This window comes from Paraburkholderia sp. J10-1 (assembly GCF_905220165.1).
Lineage (GTDB): Bacteria > Pseudomonadota > Gammaproteobacteria > Burkholderiales > Burkholderiaceae > Paraburkholderia.
In genome coordinates, this window is the sequence record NZ_CAJMYW010000003.1 from 241016 (window position 1) to 267259 (window position 26244).

Here is a 26244-nt window from a genome sequence, read left to right on the forward strand (position 1 = left end):
GGTCAGGTCTGGTCAAACATGAATGTATCGAACTGGCTGAACGACAGTTGAAGCTCTTGCAACGCGTTCTCCGCGCGCGATAGCTCCGTGTCCATTTGCGTGGGCCGTACGACAAACTTGTTTTGATACCCGCCGAAAAGCTTCATCGTCTCGTCGTTTATTGCCGCGTGGAGAATCCGGATCTTCACGAGATAGTCCGCCGGTACGCCAAATGTGCCGTCCTTGCGAGCGACTTGATCCAGTAGCCCCTGGAACCACCGCTTGACAGTTCCGTGAGCGTCATCAAGCGTCGTGATGCGCAATTCAAGGCGCTCTGTCCCGTGAAGCGCATCAAAGGACCCAGAGCCAATCTGCCGCCCCTCTCCTGAGATGACTCGCGGCGTCAATGAGACACCGGTGACGAACAGGTTGAACCTATCGGCACCGATACGCGGCCACGCGGCCGCCATGCCGTAGCAGTTCTGGACCTCGATATAAAAAAGGTTGCGCCGGGCGTATGGCGTGGCCTGCACCTCGTCGAGAATTCGACGGGCCTCCGTCGGCGTAATGCCGCCAAGCAACGGGTTGCGCATCCGTCCGAAGAGCAGGCTCGTGAGGAAATCGCCTGACAGAAGCCGATTAAACTTCGCGCCGATTTCCGTTTGCTTGAGCGCGTCTAGTCCCGCCCCTGCAAAATCGCCCGCCATTGCGCGCGAGAAGGCTCCGGACATCGACGGTGCATATTGGCCGATCGCACGCTCCGCGAGCGCCGTGCCAGCGCTGGAGAGCGTGAAATCGCTTATTTGCTCCTGAAGTGCCGACGCGCGATCGTTGACCATCCCGCTCGCTGACGATGCGATAGAAGACATGCCACTCGAAACCTTGCCGACCACGTCGTCGAAGATTGACATGTTAGGCGTCCTCCTCGCCATTGCCGCCGCCCTGATCCTGCACTGCAAGCAGATCTTCCGCGATGAGCGCGGCCTGGTCTTCGTCGAGCAGCATGATCTTCGTCAGGAACATCATAAGCGCGCGCCGCGCGAGACCAATTCCCTTGATCTGGTCGAGCGCCTGCGCCATGGTGATCGCGGTATTCATCGCCTCCGTTTTCGTGCGCTGACGCTCGGTTTCGAGCGCGCTGATCGTGCCGTAAAAATTGATCGTCCACGGGCGCTCATCCGGCCGATAAACCTTGCCGTATTTGTGGTACGTGTGGATATCGATGATGGAGTTGAAGAAGTCGGTCATGCCGACGCGTAGCAGGCGCGACCGCTCTGCAGCCTGAGCGGAGGTGCGGAAGAATCCACCATCGCCGAGGCCTCCGGACAACAGTTCCGAGAACCCAAGCATCGAAAGGTCGGTACCAAGCGCGCCGGCAAGCAGCTTGGCGTAGAACATCACGTCTTCGATTGTGAGGCTGCCACTGGGCCCGCGGCCCGAGCCATTCGAAGCGCTCCCCGCGATCGTCGCGAGTTGCTTGTCACCCCAGACGGGGATCATGTGGAAGATGCGCTCGAGCACGGGGCGCCCCCGTTTGACCGCATCCTGCGCGCGCCTCTGACTCCCCAGCAGCATCTTCTTGATGTTCGCAGCGAAGATCTTCTGCTGCTCCTTGTTCATCCCGTCCATGTTGACGGTGATCATCGTCTCGTCGATCGAATCGAGCACGCGCTGGCCGACGAGACCAACCAGTGCGGCGCTGAGCTGATCGTATGGCCCCTCGGCGCCTTCCAGGAACGAACCGCCCACGGATGACGGCATGAGCGGCAACGCCTCGAGTCGATCCTCGCGGAGTGAGGTGCGAATCGCCTTTTCCATCGCACGGACTTGGGGGATGTAGACGCAACGCGGCATCTTGAGGCGCACCATCTGAGCCACACTCAAGCGTTCGATTGCCCGCGTGCCGCTCGCGACAACATAGCCGCACGTCGTGTTTGCGCGCTCGTACGGGATCACCATCGGCGGCAATACGAGTTCATCAACGTAGACGTCCGCTACCCCCTCACGACCGAGATAAACGCGGCCATAAGCATCGCCGTATGCCGCGCCGTTAAATCCCACGGTGTAAGCTATCCGGTTGAAGAGGTCTCCGAGATCCGCCGTCAGCTCTTTCGCAAGCTTCTGCGCACCTTTGTCCCCCGAGGCATCCGAGGCGGTTTCAATAAAGACGACGTCCCCTGAAGTCTCGTGACCGCCGAGCGCCGCGGTCACGTGCAGCCGCAAGGCAGTCGAGATGATGGGGTCACCCACCATCTCGATCCACTTCTCATAGATCTGGATCCTGTTGCGCGCGACCCGCTTGCCGCCACCAAGAAGCATCGCCACCGACGCCCCGTCGGCCAGCGCGTCAGTCTGTTCGGTTTCGGAAATGACGGGCGGCGCTGAATTTCCGAAAAGGCGCTTCAGGAAGCCTCGAAGCTTGTGCGGTTCTTCGGCTTGTACGGTTGTAGGCATAGCGCGCGGACGGTTAGAGACAGCGTCTACTATCCGGCGCGCCGGAGACCTGGTAGCTGTGTCGTTTTCCTTGCAAGCCTGGAAACGAGTTTTAGCCGCGCAATCCGCGCGCTTGGCGAAAAGTGTTCACACCAATGCATTCGGATCAACGATCAGGCGTACATCCTCTGCCTCTTGATGTCCGTCAAACAATTCGAATGTATTACATCAAGCGATCCGCACAGTGCATTTTTTGTATTACATTTAAATCGCCAGAGCGCGGAAGCTCGACAGGAGAACGACGTGGAACTCTTCCATACCAGCCCCGAGAAAATTGAAGCCATCAACAACAACGGCCGTTTCGGCGCTTTCCTATTCTTCTCGTCGAAGGTCTACGTAATGACGGCTGGCAAGTTCGTGACGTACAGCATCGAGATCGACGACGAGCAGATCATCGACGACGGCCGTCTTTTCTTCCACGAAGATGCGGCGAAGCTTGAACCGCTTGTTGCTGAACTCGCAACGCTCCTTGACGTGAGCGAAGACGATGCGGAAGCGCTGATCGAAGGATCGAAATCGGTGTATGACATCGGCAGCATCGAAGCAGACGACGCTGCTGACGCATCGTGGGACGTTCAGCACTTCACCGCGCGTGCCGCGAAGCTGCTCGGCTACCGCGGCGTGCAAGTGACGGATGAGCAAGGTGCTACGTACATGATCGACATGCTCGGGTACGAGCATGAATTGACGAAGGCTTGATCGGTAATGTCCAGTCCGAAAAAGCGCAGGCACTGCGAAATCTGCGGCACTCTGATCCCTCATAAGCCCGGGATGCCGGCGAAAAGTTGTGGCGCAGCCTGCGCCGCTGAGCGGCGAAGGCGAATGGAAAAGGCGCGCTATCACAATGAACGGAAGGCGAGCGATGAGTGGAAGGCGAAGCGAGTGGACTATCTGCAACGGCTCAAAGCACGGCTTGCTGAAGACCCGGAGTTCGCAGCAATCTTTCGCGCTTATGCGCGCGAGAGATGCAGACAATGGCGCATACGCGTGATGCAGGACCATCCGGCACGCCGCGAAGAACTGCTTGTTGCGGCACGCGCTGAGCGCGCGTCGTGGCGCGCGCGAATGCTGGCTGAACCCGGAGCCTGGGAGGCTCATAAATTTAAAGCACGCGCCTGGTATCACTCGCTGAGCGCCGAAGATCGCGAGCGGATTTTTTATGCTCCTCGCAAAAAGCGAGCACAGGAGAAACAAACGTGACTCAGGAACCGAAGCGCCGGGGGCGTCCACCGCTGCCCGAAGGCGCAATCCGCTCCGACAAGCACCCGCGCTCAGTGCGCTTGAGCGATGAGCAATGGGCAAAGCTGCAGCGGCTCGGCCGCGAGTGGCTTGAGGACGCGATTGACCGCGCGCGCGAGCCGCTCAATTCCACACACCAGTCAAAACAAAACAAAAAAGCGGCCGAAGCCGCTTGTGTGACTATTGACTGAAGTTCGCCGAATCAGGCCGCCTTCGTGACGCGCGTGTACTTCGAGAGGATCGGCACCATTTGCGCGTAGATCTTCGGGTTGCCCGCGACGACTTCGCCCACGTGCAGGAAGTCCGAGTCGCCCGTGTAGTTGCCGATCAGACCGCCGGCTTCCGTCACGAGCAGGCCGCCCGCGGCGACGTCCCACGGATTGAGACCCTGCTCGAAGAAGCCGTCCATGCGGCCGGCGGCGACGTTGGCCAGATCGAGCGCGGCCGCGCCCGGGCGGCGCAGGCCCGCGCACGCGTTGGTCATTTCGGCGAACAGTTCGCAGTAGCTGTCGAGCCCGTCCTTTTCGCGGAACGGGAAGCCGGTGCCGATCAGGCCGTCGGCGAGACGGTCGCGGCGGCCCACGCGGATGCGGCGGTCGTTCAGGAACGCGCCGCGGCCACGCGAGGCGGTGAAGAGATCGTTGCGCGTCGGGTCATAGACTACGGCCTGCGTGACGATGCCCTTGTGCGCGAGCGCGATCGAGACGCAGTAGTACTGGAAGCCGTGGATGAAGTTGGTGGTGCCGTCGAGCGGATCGATGATCCACTGGTACTCGGACTCATTGTCCGATTCGCCCGATTCCTCGGCGAGGATGGCGTGGTCGGGGTAGGCCGTCTTGAGCGTTTCGATGATGGCGGCTTCGGCCGCCTTGTCGACTTCCGTGACGAAATCGTTGTGCTGCTTCTTCGCGACCTGCACGAGGTCGAGGTCGAGCGACGCGCGGTTGATGATCTGTCCGGCGCGACGCGCGGCCTTGACAGCGATGTTGAGCATGGGGTGCATGAGCCAGGATCCTTGTTGTCCAGCGTGCGCGCGAATGCGCGTAGTGCCGGTGCAGAACATAAAGCGTCTAACGATTGGGCAGCGCGCGAGCCGGATCGGCTTGCGGGTTCTGCCCCGTCAACGGGAGTCGAATTGAAAAAGAGCGATGCGCGCGCCGCGTTGGCTTCCGCGCAGGGCTGCAATTCTACCCGATTGTAGGACGCCCCGGCGCCCTAACTCCCTCCTAGACACAACGATCACACCCCAATTTTTCCGTTGTTCGCGGAAAATCGGTTGTAATTCGCGATGCCGGGATAGGCCGAACAACCGCGGCGCGCTAACATAACTCGTCCCCTTAATCGCCGTTTGAGATTCATCTTGGTTCAGCCCACTCCAATGACGCCCGCTCACGATCCGCTGCGCGGCGGTTTCACGTCCACCCGCTTCGTGCTCGTCGAGCCGAGCCACCCCGGCAATGTCGGCGCGGCGGCGCGCGCGCTGAAGACGATGGGGTTCTCACGCCTCGTGCTGGTGGCGCCGCGGGTGCCGCAGGTCCACTGCGACCCGGAAGCCGTCGCGATGGCGAGCGGGGCCGACGACGTGCTCGCGGCCGCCCACATCGTGCCGACGCTCGCCGACGCGCTGGCGGGCGTGCAATGGTCGCTCGCGCTCACTGCGCGCACGCGCGAGTACGGGCCGCCGCCCGCCGCGCCCCGCCAGGCAGTGGAGGATGCCTGTCGCCAGGTGGCGCACGGCGGCGACATTGCGCTGGTCTTCGGCAATGAGCGCACCGGCCTCTCGAACGACGACGTCGAGCGCTGCAGCGCGCTTGCGCACATTCCGGCCAATCCTGCCTATAGCTCGCTCAATCTTGCTCAGGCTGTGCAGGTGCTCGCGTACGAACTCCGGCTCGCATACCTTGGCGAGGGTTCGCCCGGTGCTGCGCTGCCAGCCGCCGGGACTGCGGGCGAAGGCACTCCGCTCGCCACGAGCGACGATATTGAACGCATGTACGTGCATCTCGAGAACGCGCTCATCGCGCTCGAATTTCTCGACCCCGCCAATCCGAAGAAACTGATGTCGCGTCTGCGGCGGCTTTTCGCCCGTTCCGGCCTCGAGCGTGAGGAGGTCAACATTGTGCGCGGCATCGCCAAGCACATCCTTAAGCACACGGGCAAAGACAAAGGCTAAAGTGCCAAAAGAAAGGCCTCCCGAAGGAGGCTTGAAAACACCGACTCTCATCGGCGACGGGGAGCATCACTTAATGTCTTTGTCCGCAAGTTCAGTGGTCGCGTTCTTCCTGGTCTGGGTCGTATAGCTGGAATGTCGTGTCGTCGATGTCATAGACGTTCGACTGCACTCCGTATGCTTCCATGTTGTCGTCGCCGAATTCCCACGCCGCCAGCAGCGTACGCGCTCGATCAACATTCCCAGATGCGTCACGTTCGAAGTAGACATCCGCCCAGGCAGGTTCTTCGAACGCGCCGATGTCAATCCCCTCTTCATGCAGCACCCGCTTCATCGCCCACCAGTACGGACCATAGCGGCGGTAGTTGAGACGATCGGATGCGAGTACCTTCCGCGTTTGTTCGACGAAGATCGGTAGCACGTCGTTCGTCCCCACCTGCTCCTTGAGTGCACTCATGCGCGCGTCGAGATACGCGGGATCCAGTTTGTACGCCGTGGTCATGCTGACTCCGTAGTTGTTGATGTCGGCAGGTCGACACCGAGTTTCTTGAACAGGTCCGCGACGGTCGCCACGTGCTGACCGTCCGAGAAGGTCTGTGCGTCAAGTAGCGTCACACGAAAAAGCTTGCGCTGCTGATCGAATGTCCGGCCTTGCAGGCCAGACGCGCCGGGCGATGCGACCTGGCGAAACGCATCGCTTCCGCGCGTCAGACCAAACAGGATATACGTGCCGGCCTCGTAGCGATACTGGCCAGTGTATCGGTCTGCGTACTTGGTCAAACTCTCCGTGCCGATTTTTGCGCCATAGACGCCGGATACGTCGTTGAGCGCCGCAACGTAGGCCTGCGCGTCTGCGCCAGCGCTTTTCACAGCGCTCGCCGCCGCTGTGGCGCGAGCCCACTGCTGCATGCTGGGCCACAGGTTGGAGACTACGCGCATCACGACATCTGCCGCGCGATTCCAATCTGCGACGTAGATGCGCGTCGACTGCGGAAGCAACATCGAAGCCCTCACCTTTTCGACGCCCACCTTTAGTTCAATATGTGCATCCAGCTCGGCGAACATCGTATTCGCAAGCTCACGCAGGTGCGGTTTGAAACTGGCGGGCATGCAGCCCCCATAAGATTCGAGCGACGCCGCGTTGATCTCCTCAACAAGCAGGCCAGCCGTCACAGCCGCCTTGATCGCCTCCCTGGCCGGCTCACGCAACGCATAGCCTTCATCGTCCGGCAATGCTACCCACCTCGCTCTTCCATCGTCGAGCTTGTTTGCCTGTTCGCGATATCGGCGCATCTCCGTTGCGTTGAGAACGTCATCAAGGCTCGGCACGGTCAGCCAAACATGCGCGGAATTGAACCACTGGAGCGCCCATGCATCGAGATCCTCAGGCGACTTGCTCTGCGACACGCCATCCGGCAATGCGTTGAAGAATTCCTGCGTTAGCCCAAGCTCCTTCGCGGCACCCGCCAGCGACAGCGGATAGCTGATAGCCTTCAGGTCATCTTCCGTCGCGCGCAGTCCGTGCGCGAGGCAATACTTGTTGACCGCCTTGTACATGTCGGCTTCGGAGCGCCTGAGAGTCGGGCCGAGGTCCCGCAGATCGTTTAGCGTGACGTACCGGCTATTGCGCGACTTTACAAGCTCGCCCTGCTCCGCGCGGATCCTGTTCGCCAACGCATCGCCGATGTCGGTCGAACTTACGAAATACGGAAAATACGGGTCTTTGAAGCAAAACGAATCGCTGTACAGCGAGGCCGAAGGGATCGGGATCGTCAAACCATCGCGCACGTCCGCCACCATCGACGAATAAAGGTTCGGGCTACTCTCGCCGAAGCCCTCAGTGGCGCTCCGGATTGTCTGCTCGTCCGCCGCAACGGCGCGCCGCACAGCGTCCGACCATGCTGAACTGCCGGGCACGATGTAAGTCGCACCCGACATCCGAAGCAGTTCCGTTTCATTCTGCGTGGCCGGATCAAAACCCACGAGCGCAGTCACGCGCCCGATGCGCGGCTTCGCCACAACAAGCAGTTTGCCCTTGTCCTCCACGAACGTCCCTACGACCGCAAGTTGCCCCGCCACGATCGCCGCGCTGTTGTCGTTGAAGGCGGCGAGCGCCTCAGACGAGTACCCGTCACGCGCGCGGGCATTGAAGCTCACCGCGGCTTCGTCTCGCATACGCTGCGCGATCGTCAGGTCATGCATCCAGTTCTCGTATGCTTTGGTTGCGTGCTCGGCCTCGCTGATCGCGGTGTACTCGCTACGAACCGTCGGCAACCCCACCGAATCAACCGGCAGGCCCTCAAGCACGCCAGTTTGCGCCTTGAGCGTTTCGGTCAGGTCCGCAATCTGCCGGTTCAGGCGATTGCGCGTCAGATCCGCCTTGGCGCCGTCGAGGCGATCCTTCAATTCGTTGATCTTTGCGCGCGTCCCCGCTGCCGCGGATCGCTTGCTGCCGATCCACGCCGAGAAGCCCACTTCCTCGCGCCCTCGCACGTCGGCGCCGAACTTCGCAAGCCAGTCGCGCTGCGCTTCGATAATCCGCAGGCTTTGGACCTGGGCGGTCTTGTTCGCGGCCTCCCGCTGCCTGAGATTACGCGCGGCGATCTGGGTATTGACGCGCTCCATGGCCGCAGCATCGCCTACGGCACTCGCGAGCAATTCATAGTCCTCCTTGCTCATGTCGCCTTCGATGGCGATCTTCGAGGAGTCGCCTGACATAAGCGAACCAATCCAGTCCGCTTTCACGCACACGAGCCGCCGCTTGTAGGCATCAAAAGTGCCATCCGCATCGTAGTGGTACACGTTCACGGTCTCGAGCGGATTGCCCTGGCGCACACCGCGCCCGTTGCGTTGGTGTATCGAGTCAGGCGTCCACCCGATCGTAAAATGGTGGATCGCCTGAGTGCCTTTTTGCAGGTTGATACCCACCTCGGCCTTCTTGTTTGCGATGATGACCGTGAACTGGTTTTCGTCTCCATCCGCGTTATAGCCGTCTTGCACCGCCTGCATGCCCGCAACGTCAACGGAAACGGCGTTAACGATCTTGATCTTGCCCGCCGGCACACCTGCCTGTTGCGTCAGCGCGAGCCTGATCTTGTGGTGCAGCGAAAGCTCATCGCAGAAAATGATCTGCTTTGCCTGCCCCCTGTGGCGAGGATTCGCGGCCTCCTTCTTGAAGTTCGCAATCAACGCCGCGAGCTTTGGGCTCACCTTTACCGTGGGCGTTATGCCCTTCCCGTCGAGCAGCTTGAGCAATGCGTCTTGCGTCTTGTAGTCCGTCGACAGCAATTCCACCGCGAAGCCCGACTTCGCCCGGCGCGCACGAACGGTAATGAGGAACTTCGTGACAGCGTCGCCCGTCTCGACGTCCTTCGTCAGCTTCGTGCGTACGTCTGCGGGCGCCGCGTTCGGATCGTCGTAGTCGCGCTCCTCGACGATGTTTTTCGCGTTGAATGCCGCGATCGCAGCATCTGCCGCCTCGACGCTATCCGCCCCGGACGTGAATGTCATCACGCCGGCGTCGAGTTCCGGGTCGCTGATAACCCGGGTCATTTTGCGAATGAGATTAAACGGGCTCGCGGTCAGCTTGTCGCCATCGTCCGCATTCCCTTCTATTACGCGCTCGGTCGCGTCGAGGTAGTCCTGTTTGTACTTCAGGATGAGATTGAACGACGCGGCGCCGATGTCGACCGATGTCGCGATCTCCTCCGCTTCGGGTACAGAGATATCGACGCCGTCGGCCTTCACGTCTTCCGCTGTCTTGATGACCGCGGCGCTTCGCATCATTCGGCGCAGCAAGCCCGCGTTCTGCAGGCCCGTGAAAACGCGCACGGAGCGCATCATCCCGACGATGTTCTCTTCCTCGCGCTCCTCGATATCACACGCGGCAGCCATAAACGAATCCGCGCCAGTCACGCCGTACATGCGGTTCACTTCTTCTTCGCCCAGTGAGAGCGTAAGCATCGAATACACTTCGAGCGGCGAATTGGTCACAGGCGTGGCCGTCAAACTAAGCACGCCGTCATTGCGCGGCGACAGCCCGCGCACATACCAGGCCTTTGCCTGCATGTCCATGCCGCGCTGTGAGCGAGAGGGGTCCGCGAGGTACTTCGCACCCTTGAACTCGGAGGAAGTGGTCTTGCTGTTCTTGTAGTTGTGCGCCTCGTCAAGGACAAGCGAATCGATCCCCATGTCTTCGAAGTACGGCACCGCCCCCGATTTCGTGCCGGTTGCGCCAACACTGGCCGCCTTGCTGGCGGCTGCGATGTTGGCGCGCTTCTTCATTTCGTCTTCTTCCGCCAGCGCGAAAGCGTCGTCGTTCGCCCTGAGGTAGTCGACGTAGGACTGCATCGTTTCATCGCGCAGCGGGATCATCTTGAACGCTTCAAGCGTCATGAAGATCTTGGCGTGTCGGTTCTCGCGTATCGCATTGAGGTCAATCCGAACCTGATCGTTGTCGACGCGATCCGCGCCGTCCCGCCCCTTGCTGATGCCGACGAACAGGCAATCGCTCGTGTCGGGGTATGCTCGCCCGGCTTCCTTCGCCCAGTTCGTCAGCGTGTTGTTCGGCACGACAAATACAGTCTTGTGCTTGACGCCGATACTTTGCGCGTATTGCGCGGCTGCGAGCGCCGTGATCGTCTTGCCGAGGCCCACATCGAAGCCCAAAAGGCCGCCGAAACGCCGGGAGAAGTGCCTCACTGCCGCGTACTGGTATGGGTGCGGCCGGAACGATTCGACATTGAAATTCGGAATATCAACCGGAGTAGTGTCCGGTTCCTCGACAAAGCGCAACGCCTCCGGCGCGTTCAACTTGTTGTGCAGTGCGACCTGAATCTCTTCGTTCGCGCGCGCCCAGGCATCGAACTGGGCCTTCGCTTTGTCCGCGATCTCCTTGATACGGCGCAGCAGCGCCGCCTCTCGCGCTGGGTCGGCTTCGACATCATCCGACTTGCTCATGGAGGTGATGTTCTGATTGCGCAGGTACCCCTTCACAAAGCGCTGAAGCGCCTTGTACTGGTCCCGCTCTTCCGCACTCGCGTACTTGCCCGGCGCCGACTGCTTGATGTCAAAGATCTCGCGCCCGGTCGCGTCAGTCGTGAGGAAAATATCGTTCGAGACGTACTGCTTCAGGAACTCCAGCTTTTGAAGGTTCGTGATATACGGCGTGAACAGGTTAAACGTCATGGTCGATACGTCGACCGTGTTCAACCGTTGCTTCGCAGCTTCGATCTGGCCTACCAGTTTCGCCTTGATTTCGTCACTGGCCGCGGCTGCGAGCTCCGCATTCGCGCGCGTGAGGAAATCCGCATAGTTGCCGCTGTAGTAGTCGCTGGGCCGCGTTACGCTCTTGCCGTCCGGAGAAAGGCACCATTCGTTCGAGGTAAGCGGATCGAAGTCCGAGAATGCTTCGCGAAGGCGCTCGATCGGCACATACCCGGTTTCGTCCTCCGACTCGTATTTGATCTTCTCGTAGAGCTGTGTGGGCGTCAGCGCGACCGCTTCGGGGTTCGCCAGAATCTCACCGAGCCAAAACGGCGTGAACTCGCCCTTCAGGCGCGCATTCCGGATGCTCAGCAGTGCGTCCTTGACGAGCTTCGGCGCGCCGCCGATCGACTTGTTACCGTACGCCTGCAGCTTCGCGAGCTGCGCGGACAGCGTTGGATAGGCGTCGCGGTAATTGAACGGCTCGGTACTGCTCGCCGCCTGCATGAGGTCCATCGCGGCCATGCCGGCTGCGATCGCCTCCCACGAAGTTTCGCGGTCTGCGGCGCCAATCGCCCGAAGGCCCTGATACGCGGCCGAAAACCACGGCGGAATATCGACGTGCCGCCCCAGCACTGTTTGCTGGTCGTACCATCGATTCGCCTGCTCCCACGTTACCCCGGTGTTCACCGCGTCCAGCGGCGTCTGCACGCGCACGCCAGTTTCCGTCATCACCTTATCGTCGGCCAGGTCCGTTTCGATCGGGTTCCACGAGCCGTCCTTCCATTCGAGCGTACGGCCGTCGGAGTGAATCACGTCGCCATCGGCGTAGATGATCGGCGACGTTTCGGCTTCGTTGAGCAAGGCCCAATCGATGCGCGATTTCGGGAACCGCTTGATCATGCGCGCGATGTTCGCGACGCTGTCGTCGTTGATGACTTTCTCGACCTCGCCAAACTTGCCCATGCCGCGCGCCGACTCGCCGAGCACAAAGCGCTTTCCCTCCCCCTTGAAATACTGACCGTCGAGGAATTCGTCCCACAGCACGCGCGCCTCGGTGAGCACGGCCGGGTTTTGCGCCTGCAGTTCATCAAGCTTCTGAACCGTTTCGCGGCTGAATTTTCGAAAGGCAATCACGTCGGTGATCGTGTCCGCTGATGCCGATTCGGAGAAAACCTTGTTCGGCAACCGATATGCGCCAATGAACTCCGCCATCAAAGATGCCTCGAGGCGCAGTTTGCGCTGCTTCGCCCCCTTACCGGCCACGATCGACGGCGGCACGATGAAGACCGCCAGCCCGCGTGGTTTGAGCTTTTGCAGTGAGCGCAGGATGAAGTACTCCTGCAGGTTTCGCTTCTGGAAGCGCTTGTCCTTGAGCGGGTTATCGCCCCGCATTGCGAGGTCACCGAACGGTACGTTCGTAATAACGGCGTCGTAGATCTCGTCGGGCGTCACCGCCGCGATCGCCTCGAACGGGGAAACGGTAGTCGAAACGGTGGGACCATCGTTGATGGCCCCATTGATCGCGCCTGACGTCGCATCGAGCTCGATCTGTGTCATAACAGCCGCTGGCGGGCGCGTCGCCGTAAAGATGCCCGTTCCGGCGCACGGGTCGAGCACCGTACCGCCCTCGAATCCGAGATCCTTGAGCATGCTCCATGCCGCCTCTGCAACCGGCTTGGGGGTGTAATACTCGTGAGGTGAGCCGGTCAGCCCGTCAGCGGCGATTAGCCCGCCGCCGCTACCAGTGTACTTCGCGAGAATCGCGCGCTCGGCGTCCGTAACGGCCACTTCACCCGCCTGGACCTTTCGAAGCAACTCGATCGCAGCGTTATTGTCTTTCTGGCGCTGCGTGAGTGTTTTAGTGCCCGCGTCGGGGTAGAACGCGACCGTGGGCGCATCTGGTGCGGTGCTGGCGGGCTCTTGTGGGGCTTCGACGGGCACTGGCCCAACTCGCACGCCTAGCGCAATCCCGAGTTCGCGAAGCCGCTTGCCGATCTTTAGAGCCGCCAGCACATCCGCCGTACTCTCGCGAGAGAGCTTCGAGCGCTGGGTAATGAGCCGGGCCGCCTCGCCCGCCAGCTTCAGCCTGTTGAGAAGCGCGCCATGGTCGCCGCGGACGTCATCGAGTAGTTGGTGGAGGCTCATCGGTTCGAAGCGAAGGGAGGAATGCCGCTCAGTCTCCCTTCGCCAATCGCCCTTCCCGGCTCGCGTTTTCCTACAGACAAGCGCGTCTACGTGCTCGCGATACCCGCTGATGCGCCGATCTCCCTCGCCATAAAATCGGTATAGGCGTTCACGGCAGCGCGCCACGCTTCTTCCATCTCGTTGTCGCCGGAGTAGCGCGAAATCATGGTTTCGAGACGATCCGCAAGATCGTCGTCCCACATGTCCACGGTGCCCGCGACAACCGTCGCGAAATACTGCAGGTCCGCCGCGCGCTGCGCGTCGTCCTGTGACAATTCCGGCGCGGAAGGTGCGGCTTCATCGTCCACAACGATCTCCGAATCCTCCCCTTCGAACCACAGGTTGATCATCTCTGTGCCTTGCGTTACGCTGTCAAGGACAGTCGCGCAAGCGGCGTCCTCCTGACCGGGGAGTAAGGTCGGACTGCCAGCCACCAGGATCGGTGCCGGTCGACCACCAGGTTTGTAATTGGCAGCAGTGATCGGGTCAACTTCGGTTGGCCCGTTTGCTTTTGCATCGTCGAGTATGTCTGTCGCAGGATTGATGACGTCCTTCGAATTGCGTACACTAGCGAGCATTCCGCTAGGAGTCTCGCTCGGGCGAGTAGGGTCGGACCGCAAGCCACCAGGAATGCTTCCCGAAGAAGCGCCAGGTTCGTAATTTGCGGCAGCAGACGGGTCAACTTCGGTTGGCCCGTTTGCTTTTGCATCGTCAAAAATCGCATCTTGTTTCGCGACCGTGTGGTCGTAGTGGAACATTCCCTTGTCGTCTTCCTTGACGACGAAGCGGACCGCTAACGGTTGCCCGTTGAGTTCTACGAGGGAGCGCATCGTGTGATAGCGCACCACATTCATCGTTTCGGGGAGATCGTATGCGTTTTGTGTGCCGACTCTTTGTCCGGCGGTGATGAGTTCCTTGATCATCGGAATCAGCTTCAGCTTGCGCACGTCCCCTGACATGCTGAGCGTTTTCTTCATCCCCTGCTTGCGCAATTCAACATCGCCACCAAGTGCCGGGCACGGCACCCACTGACCTAGCATCAACTCGTAGGCCGCCTTTGCGGCAGCACGTAGCGCCACCTTGCCCTCCGGCGAATCGGGGAAGTCTCCGAGGTCACTCCCGTTCACTACCACGCCTGGAACCGCTGCTGGCGGCGCGTCAGCCTCCAGTTCGCGAATGATCGTGATGATCTCTTCAGAGAGCGAAACAGCCCCGATAGGATCGTCGTCGCCGACGGCGTCAAGCGCGCCCGTTTTCGCCAGTAGCTCAGCCGACAATTCGATCGCGCGCAGCGGGTCAACAGAATCGAACAGCGATACTACGGTATCGACGGGCGTAAGCAGTTTCTCGAGTACCTGTGCTCGTGTGGCCTTTTCAACGGTGCCGAACATGTCGGAGTCCTCTTTCGTGAATTCCTCATAGGCGAAGCGCGACGCATCGCGCAAGCGTTCGCCAATTTTTCTCGCGCTGCGGACATTCTCTACAAACATCCGCACGACCTCCATGACATCGGGCGAGAGCGTGATATCCGTTTGCCGCGCGAAATCCGCAAGCTTTACCCCCTGCCGCTTCGCGTTGACCGCGAGACTCGCGGCCTCAGTCACTACGCCCCGGATATCGAGAGCCCCAGCGCCATCGAGACGCGCAAGATCCGCGGCAGCGCTCGCCATCCCACCAAGGATTGTCTTGACCTCCGCGTCAACGGATTGGGCATATAGCCGGACAAGTTCGGCGTCGGTGTATGCCTTCCAAAACACGGCGGCCATCAGGCGCTCGTATGCCTTCGCGCCCGGCACTTTGCCGTCCATCAAATTGTTGCGTTCGCTCTCCGGCATTGCCGCGATGAACGCCAGCGCCGCGGTTTCTGTTGGTTTGCCGTCGTCGGCGATATCGAGATCGGCGAGGTTCACGCGTGTGGCGTCGTTCTGCGCCTGTTCGACCGGTGAGAGATCAGACGTGCCGCGCTGGTTCGAGATATCTCCAATGTTCTCGGTGACGTCCTCGGCGTACATGATGCGTACGAGAACCGGGGCGTCGAACCGTTCGATCGCTTCCGCCGGAATGCCGGTCAGTTCATCCTCAGCGAGCTCGCGGCGATACTCGTCGGCGGTGCCGCGCTCGAATGCCGCCTTGAGCCCAGCCAAGCGCCCGTTGCCCGCGATGGCGCGCAACTTCCCCGCGACGCCGGCCGCGTATGTTGAATCGGCCACTCCGTCCGCTGTATTGCTGGTAATGACGTCGGCCGCCTCGACCACGGCGTACTGGATACGGAACCGCTGACCGTTCGCCGCGACCGCCTTGTCCTTTCGCCCGAGCGCGAGCTTCGACGGCCACAGATCATCGTTACCGAACACGATCGGCGCGCCGCTCGCAAACTCGCGAGAAGGCGCAACGCGAAAATAGTCTGGGGCCGCCGCAATGGCGTTCATTTGCGCGATCATCGCCGGCGTGCCGCGATCGCGATTCTGGAGGATGACGGCACGCTGCGGAGCCTGCAGGCGCATTAGCAACGCGAGTAGAACTTCTGTCGCGGCCACCTCTGCGACAGGGTCTTGCGCGGCCTCGACATCGCCTACGGCTGAGAGGACCTGCCCGGAGAGCATCGCTTCGGCAAATGCATCGCCCATGCTGTCGTCAAGGAGAACGCGCAGCCCCTGAATCTGAGCGACCACGTGCACGTTCATGCTGGTTGCTCGAGCGCTGCGCGCGCCTTGGCAAGTGCGAACGTCTTGTAAGCCGCCGCGGCCTGCTTAAACAGATCGAGGAATTCCGGCTCGTCATTTCGCTGCTCGTACATGGCCTTCATCGTCGCCGGAATACCCGGATCAGTCAGCTCTCGTGTCCCGTCGATGATGCTTAGCAGATACGCCTCGTTCTCGCCAGTAGGTTCGACAACACGCTCGGCTACCGCTTCCGGTTGCAGGGGCGGAGAGAACGCATCGAACTCGGACCGAGCAGCAGCAATCGCCGCCTCAGCGGTGTCAAACGTGCCGACACTTTGACTAGCGCCACTGATGCCGGGGAACGTGACCGATTTGACTACGTTGTACCCGCTGTCAGAAACTTTGACGTTGATTTGCAGCTTTTTCCCATCGTCTGTCGTCACCGCCCGGACCCAAATGTTGGCGGACACGTTGATGAAGCCTGCCGCTTCAAATACTGTTTCCGGCTTGGTGTTGGGCTCCGGTTCGGGTGGCGCAGGCTCCGCACCAACCGGCAACGATTCGTCCGGCGACGTTGGATCGACCTCCGCCGCCGGCGGAATCATGATCTGCTGGTAGCGCTCTGTGACCGTCATGCTTCTGTACGCTTCCTCAGGCGTCGGCATCATGTCGCCGCCAGCATAGGTCCCAACGCCAGTCGAATAGACTGCCAGGTAGCTATCCCCCATCTTCTCGAACGCCCACGTACCCGCCGGATGGTCCTTGACGCTCTCGGCCTCTTCCGTGCTCTGGAACGCGCCAATGTAGCGCTCTTGCTGCTTCCCGAATGCATCCGCGACGTCCGACCACGACGGCGCAACATCAGAGCCGATGGGGGGTTCTGCCGCCGCTTCGGCGGCGGCTGTCCCCACGTCGGCCACTGCTGAAGCCTCGGGTGCACTTTCTGGCGCTTCGGGCGGCGGTTCCTCGTTCAGTACTGCCTGCAAGACCTTTGCGCGACTTGCCGCCACATCTGCCGCGGCACCCAGTTCATCAGCAGACTGACCTGTAGTCGGGTCTGTGCCGTCAGCGTCCTGTGCGCGGATATATGCCGACTGGGCATCGCTCGACGCGAGCACAGCACTTCGAAACTGCGACTCGAGCGCTACAGTGAGTTCGTCGATATGCTTCGTCAGCGCTTCAAGTTCGGCCTGCTTCTGCGATAGTTCGCCCTTCAGGTCCGTGATCGCCTGCATCCTGTCGGCGCGCTTCGCATTCGCAGTGACGAACCGCGCGCTATTCTTCGAGGCAAGCATCATGACGCGCGCAGCCACGATTCGTACATTGAGATCGCGCCCGCGCTCCGGCGCGACCGCAATCGTGATGTCCTTCTTGTTGAGCATCCACTTCCACGAAACGAGGTCATCGTCCGGCATGATGCGCTTCGGCGAGATGTCTGGATTGTGGAAAAACACGCTCAGCGTCTGCCCGTCCGAGAGCTCGTAGACAACTGCGACGTTGGTCGTCCCGCGCTGTGTGTACGGCTTTGTGATTTGCATTTCCAGAACATGCAGATCGCCGCCCGAGCGGTCCAGCACCTTGCGCAGTATTTCCATGCGCTGATTGAGCTTGAGATACGGAACAATCAGCGCATCGAACACAAGCACGGAATCCGCATCGGCCTCGATGTCTTCGGTCCGCACCGGATCGAAGATCAGGCCGTCCGTTGCGTCGTGCGCTCGGATCGCGTAGAGGAGTTGGCCGATTGTTTGCCCCACCGGCTGATTCGCGCTATCCCAAATGACCTTGTCCATATGCTTGCGTGTTTCTTCAATGGGGAGTTGTTCACGGGTAAGCGGGCGCGAGAGATCGCCATTCGCTATCCACAATTTCAACTGCGCAATCGAGCAGTCGACGATGCTGCCTAGCCCTGTCCAGCCGGGCGAGTAATTGCTGAGATATCCGGCCTGCGCGGTACGGGCGTCCGGAAAGCCCAGCATCACCTTGTGCTCGTCAAACCTGCCGTCGAGGCACTGGTTGACCACGTAGGCGCGATCGGCCTCGGGCCACGGCCCCACGTAGCAATCAAGCTCGTCACCGTCGGCACCCTTGACGCCCGCGAAATACCCATAGTGGAACTTCGAGAGGTTCACGCCAGTGCGGCCACTTTCATCGCACCACGATCGCTCCGACCCGCGCGGATTCTCGATCACGATCTGCAGGCCTTGAACGCTCAAGCGCCCCTTCGCGTAGTTGCCCGCGTCAAGCTGAGCGGGGCTCGGCGTGGGGCGCGTGTTGAGTCCGAAGGCCCCGCGATGGGCGGCCTCGTCAATATCGGCGTACGTGGTCATTTGCCCATTCTGTCGGGCGGCTCGAGTTCTCAGCGTGAAGGCTTTTCCAACGCCCTGGTCCTCGGCTGGCGGCCCGTTACGGCTGCCACGGCGTCAGGTCGTGAAGCTGGTCACGTGGCGCGATGATGTAGCGACGCGTGTACGGGTAGATTGCGACGCTCCCCGTGACGTCCATGATTTCGAACCCGATCAGTACGCCACCGCCGGGCATGACGCCGACAAGGTCGTATCTCTCCGGCGTAAAGCCGGGACTAGCGTCCGGCCGCCCTGATGCACCGGCAAGCCCTAGCGGCTCGATCAGCGCCTCCTGGAGCGTCGTGTCTGGCGCCACCCCATCGCCGCGATCCACAATCGAGAGCGTCCCCTCGTATCGAGACGTTATGAGGATCTTCCCCGCACCCAGGGGGCGATATTCGATCGCTTCGTCGTCTTCGGGTGTCAGCATGCCCAGTCCGCCATGTGTGGCCATGCCGCTCGCCGGATGCGCGGGACCCGGCCGCCCCTTCACCACCCGTCGATACACCTGGCAATCCATGGAATTCGGATGTTTGAGCGTCACAGCGCGCGATGCCGCCATGATTTGTTCGGGAATCGAATTGATCATGCAGCCCCCTTCACAATCGTATCGTACTGCTCCTGGGTGATGGCCCCCAGTTCAAGCAAGCTGCGTGCGTGACGTTCGACGGACTTCACCGTCCTGGCTCGCGCAGACTTTGCTGCTGGCGGCGATGTCGCCGGCGCGACTTTCTGCGCCTGACCGCTTGCCGCCTCGTTCGCTGCCTTCTTCATCTGCTCGCGCGCCTTGCGCAGCGCCGTGTCTTGCTGCTTCTGTGCCGATGTCTTGAGGTTCGACGTGCTCTTGCGCTTTCGCAGTTGCGCGCCAGCCATTTCCTTGACGTCCGTCGCCTTCAGGCGCGTCGTCGCAAGCTTGCGCATGTCAAGCACTTCGCGCATGCCGAGCACGGAATCGGCGATTCGAAGTTGCGCGCCTTTGTCCTTCAGGATCACGTGCATCGTGCGCAGCACATGTTTGCAGGCCACGCCGTACAGGCGCGGGTTCCGGATCTTCGGGTAGCCTGTCTCCGCGCGCCCCCAGTTGTACTTGCCGATCGTCGCGATGTACCGATACCAGAATGTGTGGCGTCCGCAGTCGCAGTCAAAGAGAAGCCGGCCTTTGCACACCAGTCGCCCGATCTTCGCCTTGTCGTTCGGAGACGCAGCCACAGCCGCTTCGAAATCAAGAAAGCTAACGTGTACGTGGTGCCTCGAGCGATCCGACTCTGGCCCAGCGTTCGTGACGAAATGGACGAGATTCCCGCGGATATAGACCGGTACCGCCATGCGGATTTCGTCGTTCGCCCTCTGGCGGTCGACCGCCAGCGACAGGTCGATGACCTGCTGAGCAGAAATTCCACCTTTGAATGATTTCTTGAGGCGCGATACAGATTGCTGGAACGCGCGCAGGTCCTTGTGATCGAGCGGACGCTGCTCGCCGTGCAACGTCGTTGTCAGCAGGCGCGCCGCGTCATACTCGCCGGAGACCTCGTTCGGCTGCAGAATCGTTGGGGCATTTTGGCGACGCGTCAGGTCCCGCGCGTGGCGCGCGTCCGACTCCTTGCGCGCCGAAGTCAGGCGCGCAAGGGCAAGGTCAGCCAAGGGATTCGTACGCCCTTTGCTCGGCATCTGTCAGGTATCCGGTTTGTCGCTTGATGGTCTGCAACTGCGCGTACGTCGGGAGCGTCAGCAGTTGCTCGGGCACCTCCTGCTCAACGGTGTCGAGGCCCGCTGCGGCGAAGATCGCCATGAATTCGCTTCGGTCGCTGTAGACGCGCTGCGCGATGAGCGTGATATCAAAGCGCTCATCCGGCTTCGTGAAATAGCGGATCGCCGGGCTCCAGCCCGGCGTTTGCACAGCAAACTTTCGAACCGCGCGAACGTACGTTGCAGTCGCAAGAGGGCTATACATCGCTTAAACCGCGGGTTCGTCCGCGGCCGGTTCGCTCTCCGGCGGCTCGTCGTCCGGTCGCCCGCCAGCATCGGTCTCGGAACTCGTCTCGCTGGCGTCGGCGGGCACCTCCTCCACCTCGACTGGTGCAAACCGGGATTCCTCTTCCGCGGCCCGCTGTGCCTCCTCTTCGAGGCGGCGCGCCTCCGCGGCCTCCGCTTCTGCGATCACTGCGGACTCGTCCGGCTCGGCCGGCCACTCACGTTCGCCGGGAAAGTTCTGGCCATTGACCACGCGCACAAGCGCCAACTGGTATGCGGACCATGCCTTGAACACCGCAGCTTCGCCAACGGACAACAGGCCCGTTGCCTGGGCATCTGCCATCCCGATTGTGTGAACGCGAGCGGCGTCCATGTGTTTCTCGAACTCCGCCAACGCTTCAGCTCGTTCGCGCGCCTTCGCCAGTTCGGGATCGAGCGCCCACTCGTTTCCGTTCCACGTGTGGTCTGCGGACGGCCGCGCGTGCTCCGTCAAGTCAACTTGCTCCGGACCGATCCCCGCAATACCAATCTCTGCCGGTGAACCATCGGATATTCGATAGAGACGTTGACCGCGGTAGTCGGGCAGGAGCAGCCACGCTCCGTCGATGAAGAACGGATACGCGTTGCGCGGCACCTCCGGCATCGGCACATCCGTTGCGAAGGCCGGTATAAGCCATCGATCCGCGTTTTGCGGATCGGGGTCAGCCAGCCGGCTGCCAGTGTATTGGCCCGTCAGGGAATCGTATTGATGCACAAACATTTTTCGCTTCCTTCAGTACGCGCGAATGAGAGCAAGGAGACTTGTGTTGCGCGGACGTGCCTCTGCGCCACCATCCGCATTGACAGTAATTCCGTGAGCGTGAGCACCAGCACCTCCGACACCTACGTTGTGCCCGTGTGTGCCGTCGGCGTTGATCGAGATGCGCGTTGGTGAGCTGTAAGTTGGGAACGCGGATCCGCCAACGCCGAGACGGGTATTACCACCGCCTGAAAACTCCTGGGTTCCGTTACCAAAGTAAGGGCCGCGCCCGCTAGACGATATGTCGATCGCGGGGTGCGAGTGCTGCGGATCAGTGACACCGTGTCCGTGCCAACCTTGACCGTCCGTCCATGCACTATGCGCGTGATCGCCGACAGCAGCAGAAGAGGCTCCGTGAGCGTGGGAGCGGTTCGCGCTGTCCTGCCAGGAACCAATTGCGCGGCCCGAATCGACGCCTTTGGAATCGTCCCAACAGCGGATAAAATCGCCTCTCAGTTCGGGAATTCTGAACGTGCTAGCTCCATCGCCGGACGAAAAACAACCGGGACGGCTGGGCCAACTGGCATCTGCGACGAGCGCCCCGCTGGCCTGTGCGTAGGCCCACAGAAGTGGATAGTCCGTGCGGCTAACGACCGCGCCGTTGGCCTTGAGGAAGCCAGCCCGGGTAGAAGTCCGCGGTTCCCACACGATCGATCCGATCGAAGCGGTGCCGATTGCTGACATCACGAACTCGGTAGTCGCGAGTCTTGTAGATTTGTCTCCAGCGGTAGGCGTAGGTGCGGTGGGCGACGCTGTGAATGCAGGCGCATCAAGAAACGCGACTTGCCTCCAACGTGACCACGCCCCCGAATAATATGTACGAATCCACGAGTCGCTGGCGTTGTACAACTGATAAGTCTGGTAGACCATCACGCCGCTCGAATAGACTTCCAGCTTTCCCGCCAGCGGAACCGGGTAATTCGTGCCGCTCGCCGCCTGCACGTTAAGCGGCTGATGATAGATTCCGGAGTCCTTAACCGTATTTAGATCGACATACGATCCGAGTGCGGGCTGCAGCGGGAGCGCATTCTGGCGCACGTATTCCGTCGTTGCAAAGTCCTTGCTGCTCGTTCCGAATCCGAGCGTTGCGCCCTTCGTCGCACCCGTGAAGGTCGCGCCATCCAGTCGCGCATATTGTGGGTGCGGATCACGCTTCGCCTCATGCTTCAGAATGAGCGCCGCCATCCCGTCCGGATCGGTCGTCGTCGTGATCGTTACCGATCCGGCAGGCAGCGCCGAGACATCGAGCGTATAGGCAAACGGCACATCAAAGCCGACCGCCTTGCGAAACAAGGCGCCGCCCGTGCCACGGCTCCAGACCGCGATCAGAGTGTTACCAGAGAACCAGCCGAGTTCGCCTATGTCCTTGCCGTTCGGCGTATTGCCGTTGTTGTCCGTGTCCTTGATCGTTGTGCCGACCTGAACCTGCCCATTCGGCAGCACGGACCCGCTCGTGATGCGGTAGCGCGCGACCTCGGCGCGAAGCGCCTTCTCCTGCCCGGTCGGTTCGTATAGCCCCGTGCCGATCGCAATGTCCGTCAGCACGATCTTCACGCCGGGCAGATCTGCCGACGGCGCAATCGCTAGCCCACCAGCTGTCAGCTTGGGATTAAGAACTAGCGGCTCGGAAGATGCGGTATCTGCCATTGCGACCTCGAGAAACGGATCGCAATATGTTCAATGCTCGAAGCAGGTAGCTCGATCGCGGTTTTCCTACTCGCCGCCGATCGTGAAAAACATCGAACTCAGTTCGTCGGCGAACGAGGAAGCTTCCTCGATCCGATACGCTGTGTCCGCCGCCTCAACCATTGCCAGCACCGCCACGTTGCCGTTGCTGATATCCGGTGCCAAGCGATATCGAACGCCCCGCTCGGTGGTTCCGTCCGATTCGATTCGGTTCTCAGGATCGTGTTTGGACACTGTCTTCATGAGATCGATCAGCCCGGTGCGGCGCATGCGAAAGAAGAGGCGTAGCGCGCGCTGCAGCTTCTCGTCGTCGATAAAAAGGCCGTCACGTTCGTCCGTGCGAGGATCGTTCGTGATGAAAGTTGCCGTCGCCTCACGGTCCCCGTATGGCATCTCTTTCGCGACCATCAGCAGGCCAGTTTCAGTGTCGAGACCACCGAGGAGACTGACCGGCAAACCTTGATATCCGGTGATAGCTGTCTGGATCTTGATCAGACTCATACGTCATCCCTCACGATAGGGTTCACCCCCTCCACAGTGACGGCTACGCCGGCGTGTTCACGGCGTCGAAAGACATCCACCTCGCGCACGACCGGATAGCCGGCCGGTGCCGGTTGCCCGTCGTTCGGCTCGCCTTCCTTCGGCGCCTGGAAGATCGGCATCGCCGCGCGAATCATGAGATCGAACACCAGGCCCGTGATGTTTCGCTGCTCAAGGGGATTCAAGCCTCCAGCCAGATCGATCTGCTCCAACACCGCGGGGAATTCCGCAGTCGTTCCCGCAACCTCGTGCATGTGCTTAAAGCGTCGCCCATGCGGTCCGTTCGCATAAAGATGGAGTTGCATCGCCAGGCTATGCGCGGTCTGGCCCTCGGCTGCGAAAATCACTGCCTGCCCGCGGTACTCGTTGTAAGACATTCGCGCTTTGTACATGCGGCCGTACTTGTCGCCATCAACCACGACATCGACCGGCGTGCCGACTGACAAGCCCCAGTCGGGGGGCACGGGCGTGAAGTCCTTGGCAATCGACACGATGATGACAGGCAGGAAGGATGAAAGCCCGGGGCCGTCTTCGGCTGCGACCTTGCGCCATTGCTCGAGCATCAACTCGCACTGGTCGATCATCCGCCCGGGTGCCCAGACGATCGCCCGCTCCAAGCCGCGTCGAACAAACTCCTCGACACCCGGCGTATCGGCAAAGATCGTCTCGTAGTAGCTGGCCAGGTAGCGGGCGAAGCCCAGTTCGAGCGGCGTGCGCAAGCTCATGAACGTACCCCGTAGCGCTGCAGGAAAGGCTCGAGGGTGGGGTCGACCGGCGTGTCTTCTTTTTGCCGCTCGTAGCCCGCGAGATCGGCCGTCGCGAAACTGTCGACACGCTGCGCGAATTCGGTCCGCATGTTCGAGATGAACGTCGGCCGCTCGCTCGCCGCCGTGGCGCTATCGAGCGCTAGCGTGGTGTTCCCGCTCGCGATCATCGAGAGAAGCTGTTCGTTTTCTTCGCGAAGGTGTGCGACGACCTCGAGCACCCGGGCATGGTCCGCCTGAAGCCCCTCGTACACCGTATTCATGGCCGCAGCGGCACCGTTCCATTCAACAAGCGCTGAGTCCAGAATCATGCCCTCCGGTGCGTGAGCACTGTCCAGCACATAGCCGCGATTCGTCGTGTAGTTCGGTTCAAGCACGTAATCGAAACCGGCGAAGGCGAACGGAACGTCAAGGCCGCCGCGTGCATTCGCACCGATCGCACTCGAAAAGCCCCCCTGCTTGCTCGCGTACAGTCGTGCCGCGATCTTGCCAGTTGCCGTATCAAGAAACTCGGCCTGGTGCTCGATGTTGCCATCTGCATCTGCGCTCAGATGCGTCGTAACGAGCGCCGGCTCGAAGTTGACAGGCTTTCCGTTCACCACGCCTACCTCGACCGGATCCAGGCCAAACCGGCGCCGCACCCAGTGGCCGTAGTAGCCGACCATGTCGCGGTTCTTGACCCGCTCCTGAACGAGCGGACTGTTCACCACCTTCGTGAGCGCCTTGATATCGAAATTCCGATCACTGCCGTAGTGCTGGCGACCGCGATCTGCCACGTTGAAGCGGATTCGCTCCGTCCTGATTCCCATAAACGTGCTCCTTTTACTTCTTCAGCGTCCCGGTTGCCATAAACGGCATGACGCCCGTCGCACCGTTCGCGAGTGCCAGGCCGCCGGACGCTCCGATATTCTCGAACGTGAGCAACAGATGCAGTTCGAGCATGAGCCGCGCCGCCAGCGTCGCGCGGAATGCCTTTCCGATTTCCAGCAAGCCCATGCCGTTGTCTGAGGTCACCGGCAGCGTCACACTGATTCGACCTGTCGGGAAATAGCCAACCACCGCCGGCGCTGTCTGCCCCTGCGGAAAGGTCGCCACGCCTTTGGCGTCAAGCACGTAGTCCGTGACGGTCTTCTGTTGTGCGTCGGTGGCAATGTAGCTCGTGGCTATCGCGCCTCTCTCGAGCTGCGAGCCGCCGTGATAGAAGCCTGACTTACCGTCGCCCTTGTAACCGGAAGTCGCGCCATTTGTCACGTAGACCGTGCTGCGCACTTCGACACCTTGCTCCACGTACCCGGTCAGGCGGCATTGACACCATCCATCGCTTAGTAGGTCACATTGAACAGACACGAGATGCCACACACCTGTCTGCTCAGTTCTCACGACGTTGCCAGTCAATAAATCGACAAAGACCCCGCAATATGCTTTGGTGCCTCCGTCTGCGAGAAACACCCGTGCCACGGTTCGCTCACGAGGCCGCAAGAAAGTCGTATGCGTGAACACCTCGCCAGGAGCGATCGCCATCACGACCGTTTGCGACACGGCGTGCTGATAGTTGACGTCATCCTCAACGATCAGTCTGGCCAGGGTCTTTCCGTCCGGCGCGAGTGTGCCGTCCGTCTTAACCGCTACGTCGAACCACGTCCACTTGTCGCACGCTCCGGAATTCTTCAAAAGGTTGGTGCGAGGCGTCGAATAGAGGCGCTGCTTTCCCTGCCACCCCGTTTGATAGATAGCGGGGTTGGCGGCGTCTTCGCCGTCGTACTCGACGGTAATCCCGCCCCCCAGCGTCAGGGGCACCAGGGCCTTGCAATCTTGCGGATAGCGTGCGGCGCTCGCGATCGGATGCCATAGCTGTTCAACCTCCCAGACGTTCGGCCACACCGACTGCAAATACTGCTTTAGAAAGATCGTCCCTCGGCGCGGATTGAGGGCCATTGCTTTCATGAGAAACGAGGACCGCGTATCGGTGCGCTTGACGAGCGCGAGCCCCGCATTCTTTAGTGCGCGCTCGATGAGTTCGGTGTCACCAAGATGCGGCATGCCGTAGAGGTTCAGTCGGCGCTCCCGCGGCCGGATCAACGATTCGAAGACGCTGAGAAAGATCGCCTTGAGTTCCGCCTCGAGCTGGTCATATTCGAAACTCTCGACCAGTGGAGCCAGTTCGGGCGCAGCGACTTCGCTGAGACTGACGATGCTGGTCATG

The 26244-nt window shown here is 60.9% G+C and carries 20 protein-coding genes; 4 read left to right on the forward strand and 16 right to left on the reverse strand.

What is annotated here, in order from left to right; all coding sequences use genetic code 11:
- Positions 1-2: 2 nt before the first annotated feature.
- Together U5A65_RS13740 and U5A65_RS13745 are read right to left on the reverse strand one after the other, a co-directional pair.
- The gene (locus U5A65_RS13740) at positions 3-890 is read right to left on the reverse strand and encodes a hypothetical protein (protein WP_321946577.1); all 888 of its coding nucleotides are present in this window, start codon (positions 888-890) and stop codon (positions 3-5) included.
- Position 891: 1 nt separating this feature from the next.
- Positions 892-2433, reverse strand: a complete 1542-nt coding sequence (locus U5A65_RS13745) for a hypothetical protein (protein ID WP_321946578.1) — start codon at positions 2431-2433, stop codon at positions 892-894.
- A 177-nt stretch (positions 2434-2610) separates the two neighbouring features.
- Here U5A65_RS13745 and U5A65_RS13750 point away from each other — a divergent pair, with 177 nt between their 5' ends.
- From U5A65_RS13750 to U5A65_RS13760, 3 genes are all read left to right on the forward strand, one after another.
- Entirely contained in the window at positions 2611-3171 is a 561-nt protein-coding gene (locus U5A65_RS13750) for a hypothetical protein (protein WP_321946579.1), read from the forward strand.
- 123 nt (positions 3172-3294) lie between these two features.
- Positions 3295-3672, forward strand: coding sequence for a hypothetical protein (locus U5A65_RS13755; RefSeq protein ID WP_321946580.1), 378 nt, complete (start codon positions 3295-3297; stop codon positions 3670-3672).
- The gene (locus tag U5A65_RS13760; protein WP_321946581.1) at positions 3669-3902 is read left to right on the forward strand and encodes a hypothetical protein; all 234 of its coding nucleotides are present in this window, start codon (positions 3669-3671) and stop codon (positions 3900-3902) included. The genes U5A65_RS13755 and U5A65_RS13760 overlap by 4 nt, the downstream gene beginning before the upstream one ends.
- Positions 3903-3913: 11 nt before the next feature.
- On the opposite strand, the gene U5A65_RS13765 is transcribed toward U5A65_RS13760, so the two are convergent.
- A complete protein-coding gene (locus tag U5A65_RS13765; RefSeq protein WP_321934887.1) occupies positions 3914-4714 on the reverse strand; it encodes an inositol monophosphatase family protein in 801 nt (266 codons plus the stop codon).
- A 375-nt stretch (positions 4715-5089) separates the two neighbouring features.
- On the opposite strand from U5A65_RS13765, the gene U5A65_RS13770 reads away from it, so the two are divergent.
- On the forward strand, positions 5090-5884 hold the full coding sequence (locus U5A65_RS13770) for an RNA methyltransferase (protein ID WP_321946736.1): 795 nt from the start codon (positions 5090-5092) through the stop codon (positions 5882-5884).
- A 91-nt stretch (positions 5885-5975) separates the two neighbouring features.
- On the opposite strand, the gene U5A65_RS13775 is transcribed toward U5A65_RS13770, so the two are convergent.
- The 13 genes from U5A65_RS13775 to U5A65_RS13835 form a co-directional block, all read right to left on the reverse strand.
- Entirely contained in the window at positions 5976-6383 is a 408-nt protein-coding gene (locus U5A65_RS13775) for a hypothetical protein (RefSeq protein WP_321946582.1), read from the reverse strand.
- Positions 6380-13234: an SNF2-related protein gene (locus tag U5A65_RS13780; RefSeq protein WP_321946583.1), complete on the reverse strand. Its 6855-nt coding sequence runs from the start codon at positions 13232-13234 to the stop codon at positions 6380-6382. Before U5A65_RS13780 ends, U5A65_RS13775 begins: the two co-directional genes overlap by 4 nt.
- Before the next feature lie 86 nt (positions 13235-13320).
- Positions 13321-15957, reverse strand: coding sequence for a hypothetical protein (locus U5A65_RS13785; RefSeq protein ID WP_321946584.1), 2637 nt, complete (start codon positions 15955-15957; stop codon positions 13321-13323).
- Entirely contained in the window at positions 15954-18266 is a 2313-nt protein-coding gene (locus U5A65_RS13790; protein ID WP_321946585.1) for a hypothetical protein, read from the reverse strand. The genes U5A65_RS13785 and U5A65_RS13790 overlap by 4 nt, the downstream gene beginning before the upstream one ends.
- A gap of 76 nt (positions 18267-18342) precedes the next feature.
- Positions 18343-18870, reverse strand: a complete 528-nt coding sequence (locus U5A65_RS13795) for a hypothetical protein (protein ID WP_321946586.1) — start codon at positions 18868-18870, stop codon at positions 18343-18345.
- Entirely contained in the window at positions 18867-19949 is a 1083-nt protein-coding gene (locus U5A65_RS13800) for a hypothetical protein (protein WP_321946587.1), read from the reverse strand. The genes U5A65_RS13795 and U5A65_RS13800 overlap by 4 nt, the downstream gene beginning before the upstream one ends.
- On the reverse strand, positions 19915-20178 hold the full coding sequence (locus U5A65_RS13805; protein WP_321946588.1) for a hypothetical protein: 264 nt from the start codon (positions 20176-20178) through the stop codon (positions 19915-19917). Before U5A65_RS13805 ends, U5A65_RS13800 begins: the two co-directional genes overlap by 35 nt.
- A 57-nt stretch (positions 20179-20235) precedes the next feature.
- Complete coding sequence (locus U5A65_RS13810; RefSeq protein WP_321946589.1) at positions 20236-21012, reverse strand: tail fiber assembly protein; 777 nt, start codon at positions 21010-21012, stop codon at positions 20236-20238.
- 12 nt (positions 21013-21024) lie between these two features.
- The gene (locus U5A65_RS13815; protein ID WP_321946590.1) at positions 21025-22698 is read right to left on the reverse strand and encodes a hypothetical protein; all 1674 of its coding nucleotides are present in this window, start codon (positions 22696-22698) and stop codon (positions 21025-21027) included.
- A 66-nt stretch (positions 22699-22764) separates the two neighbouring features.
- The gene (locus tag U5A65_RS13820) at positions 22765-23238 is read right to left on the reverse strand and encodes a hypothetical protein (protein ID WP_321946591.1); all 474 of its coding nucleotides are present in this window, start codon (positions 23236-23238) and stop codon (positions 22765-22767) included.
- Positions 23235-24002 carry a hypothetical protein gene (locus U5A65_RS13825; RefSeq protein WP_321946592.1) on the reverse strand — a complete coding sequence of 256 codons (768 nt, stop codon included), beginning with the start codon at positions 24000-24002 and terminating at the stop codon, positions 23235-23237. Before U5A65_RS13825 ends, U5A65_RS13820 begins: the two co-directional genes overlap by 4 nt.
- Complete coding sequence (locus U5A65_RS13830) at positions 23999-24706, reverse strand: hypothetical protein (protein ID WP_321946593.1); 708 nt, start codon at positions 24704-24706, stop codon at positions 23999-24001. Before U5A65_RS13830 ends, U5A65_RS13825 begins: the two co-directional genes overlap by 4 nt.
- Before the next feature lie 157 nt (positions 24707-24863).
- Complete coding sequence (locus U5A65_RS13835) at positions 24864-26243, reverse strand: phage head spike fiber domain-containing protein (protein WP_321946594.1); 1380 nt, start codon at positions 26241-26243, stop codon at positions 24864-24866.
- Between the last annotated feature and the right edge of the window lies 1 nt (position 26244).

Coding starts and splice junctions, on each gene's coding strand:
- U5A65_RS13740 (WP_321946577.1), bottom strand. CDS start 890: ATGTCAATCTTCGACGACGTGGTCGGCAAGGTTTCGAGTGGCATGTCT.
- U5A65_RS13745 (WP_321946578.1), bottom strand. CDS start 2,433: ATGCCTACAACCGTACAAGCCGAAGAACCGCACAAGCTTCGAGGCTTC.
- U5A65_RS13750 (WP_321946579.1), top strand. CDS start 2,611: ATGTCCGTCAAACAATTCGAATGTATTACATCAAGCGATCCGCACAGT.
- U5A65_RS13755 (WP_321946580.1), top strand. CDS start 3,295: ATGGAAAAGGCGCGCTATCACAATGAACGGAAGGCGAGCGATGAGTGG.
- U5A65_RS13765 (WP_321934887.1), bottom strand. CDS start 4,714: ATGCACCCCATGCTCAACATCGCTGTCAAGGCCGCGCGTCGCGCCGGA.
- U5A65_RS13770 (WP_321946736.1), top strand. CDS start 5,090: ATGACGCCCGCTCACGATCCGCTGCGCGGCGGTTTCACGTCCACCCGC.
- U5A65_RS13775 (WP_321946582.1), bottom strand. CDS start 6,383: ATGACCACGGCGTACAAACTGGATCCCGCGTATCTCGACGCGCGCATG.
- U5A65_RS13780 (WP_321946583.1), bottom strand. CDS start 13,234: ATGAGCCTCCACCAACTACTCGATGACGTCCGCGGCGACCATGGCGCG.
- U5A65_RS13785 (WP_321946584.1), bottom strand. CDS start 15,957: ATGAACGTGCACGTGGTCGCTCAGATTCAGGGGCTGCGCGTTCTCCTT.
- U5A65_RS13790 (WP_321946585.1), bottom strand. CDS start 18,266: ATGACCACGTACGCCGATATTGACGAGGCCGCCCATCGCGGGGCCTTC.
- U5A65_RS13795 (WP_321946586.1), bottom strand. CDS start 18,870: ATGATCAATTCGATTCCCGAACAAATCATGGCGGCATCGCGCGCTGTG.
- U5A65_RS13800 (WP_321946587.1), bottom strand. CDS start 19,949: ATGCCGAGCAAAGGGCGTACGAATCCCTTGGCTGACCTTGCCCTTGCG.
- U5A65_RS13810 (WP_321946589.1), bottom strand. CDS start 21,012: ATGTTTGTGCATCAATACGATTCCCTGACGGGCCAATACACTGGCAGC.
- U5A65_RS13815 (WP_321946590.1), bottom strand. CDS start 22,698: ATGGCAGATACCGCATCTTCCGAGCCGCTAGTTCTTAATCCCAAGCTG.
- U5A65_RS13820 (WP_321946591.1), bottom strand. CDS start 23,238: ATGAGTCTGATCAAGATCCAGACAGCTATCACCGGATATCAAGGTTTG.
- U5A65_RS13825 (WP_321946592.1), bottom strand. CDS start 24,002: ATGAGCTTGCGCACGCCGCTCGAACTGGGCTTCGCCCGCTACCTGGCC.
- U5A65_RS13830 (WP_321946593.1), bottom strand. CDS start 24,706: ATGGTCGGCTACTACGGCCACTGGGTGCGGCGCCGGTTTGGCCTGGAT.
- U5A65_RS13835 (WP_321946594.1), bottom strand. CDS start 26,243: ATGACCAGCATCGTCAGTCTCAGCGAAGTCGCTGCGCCCGAACTGGCT.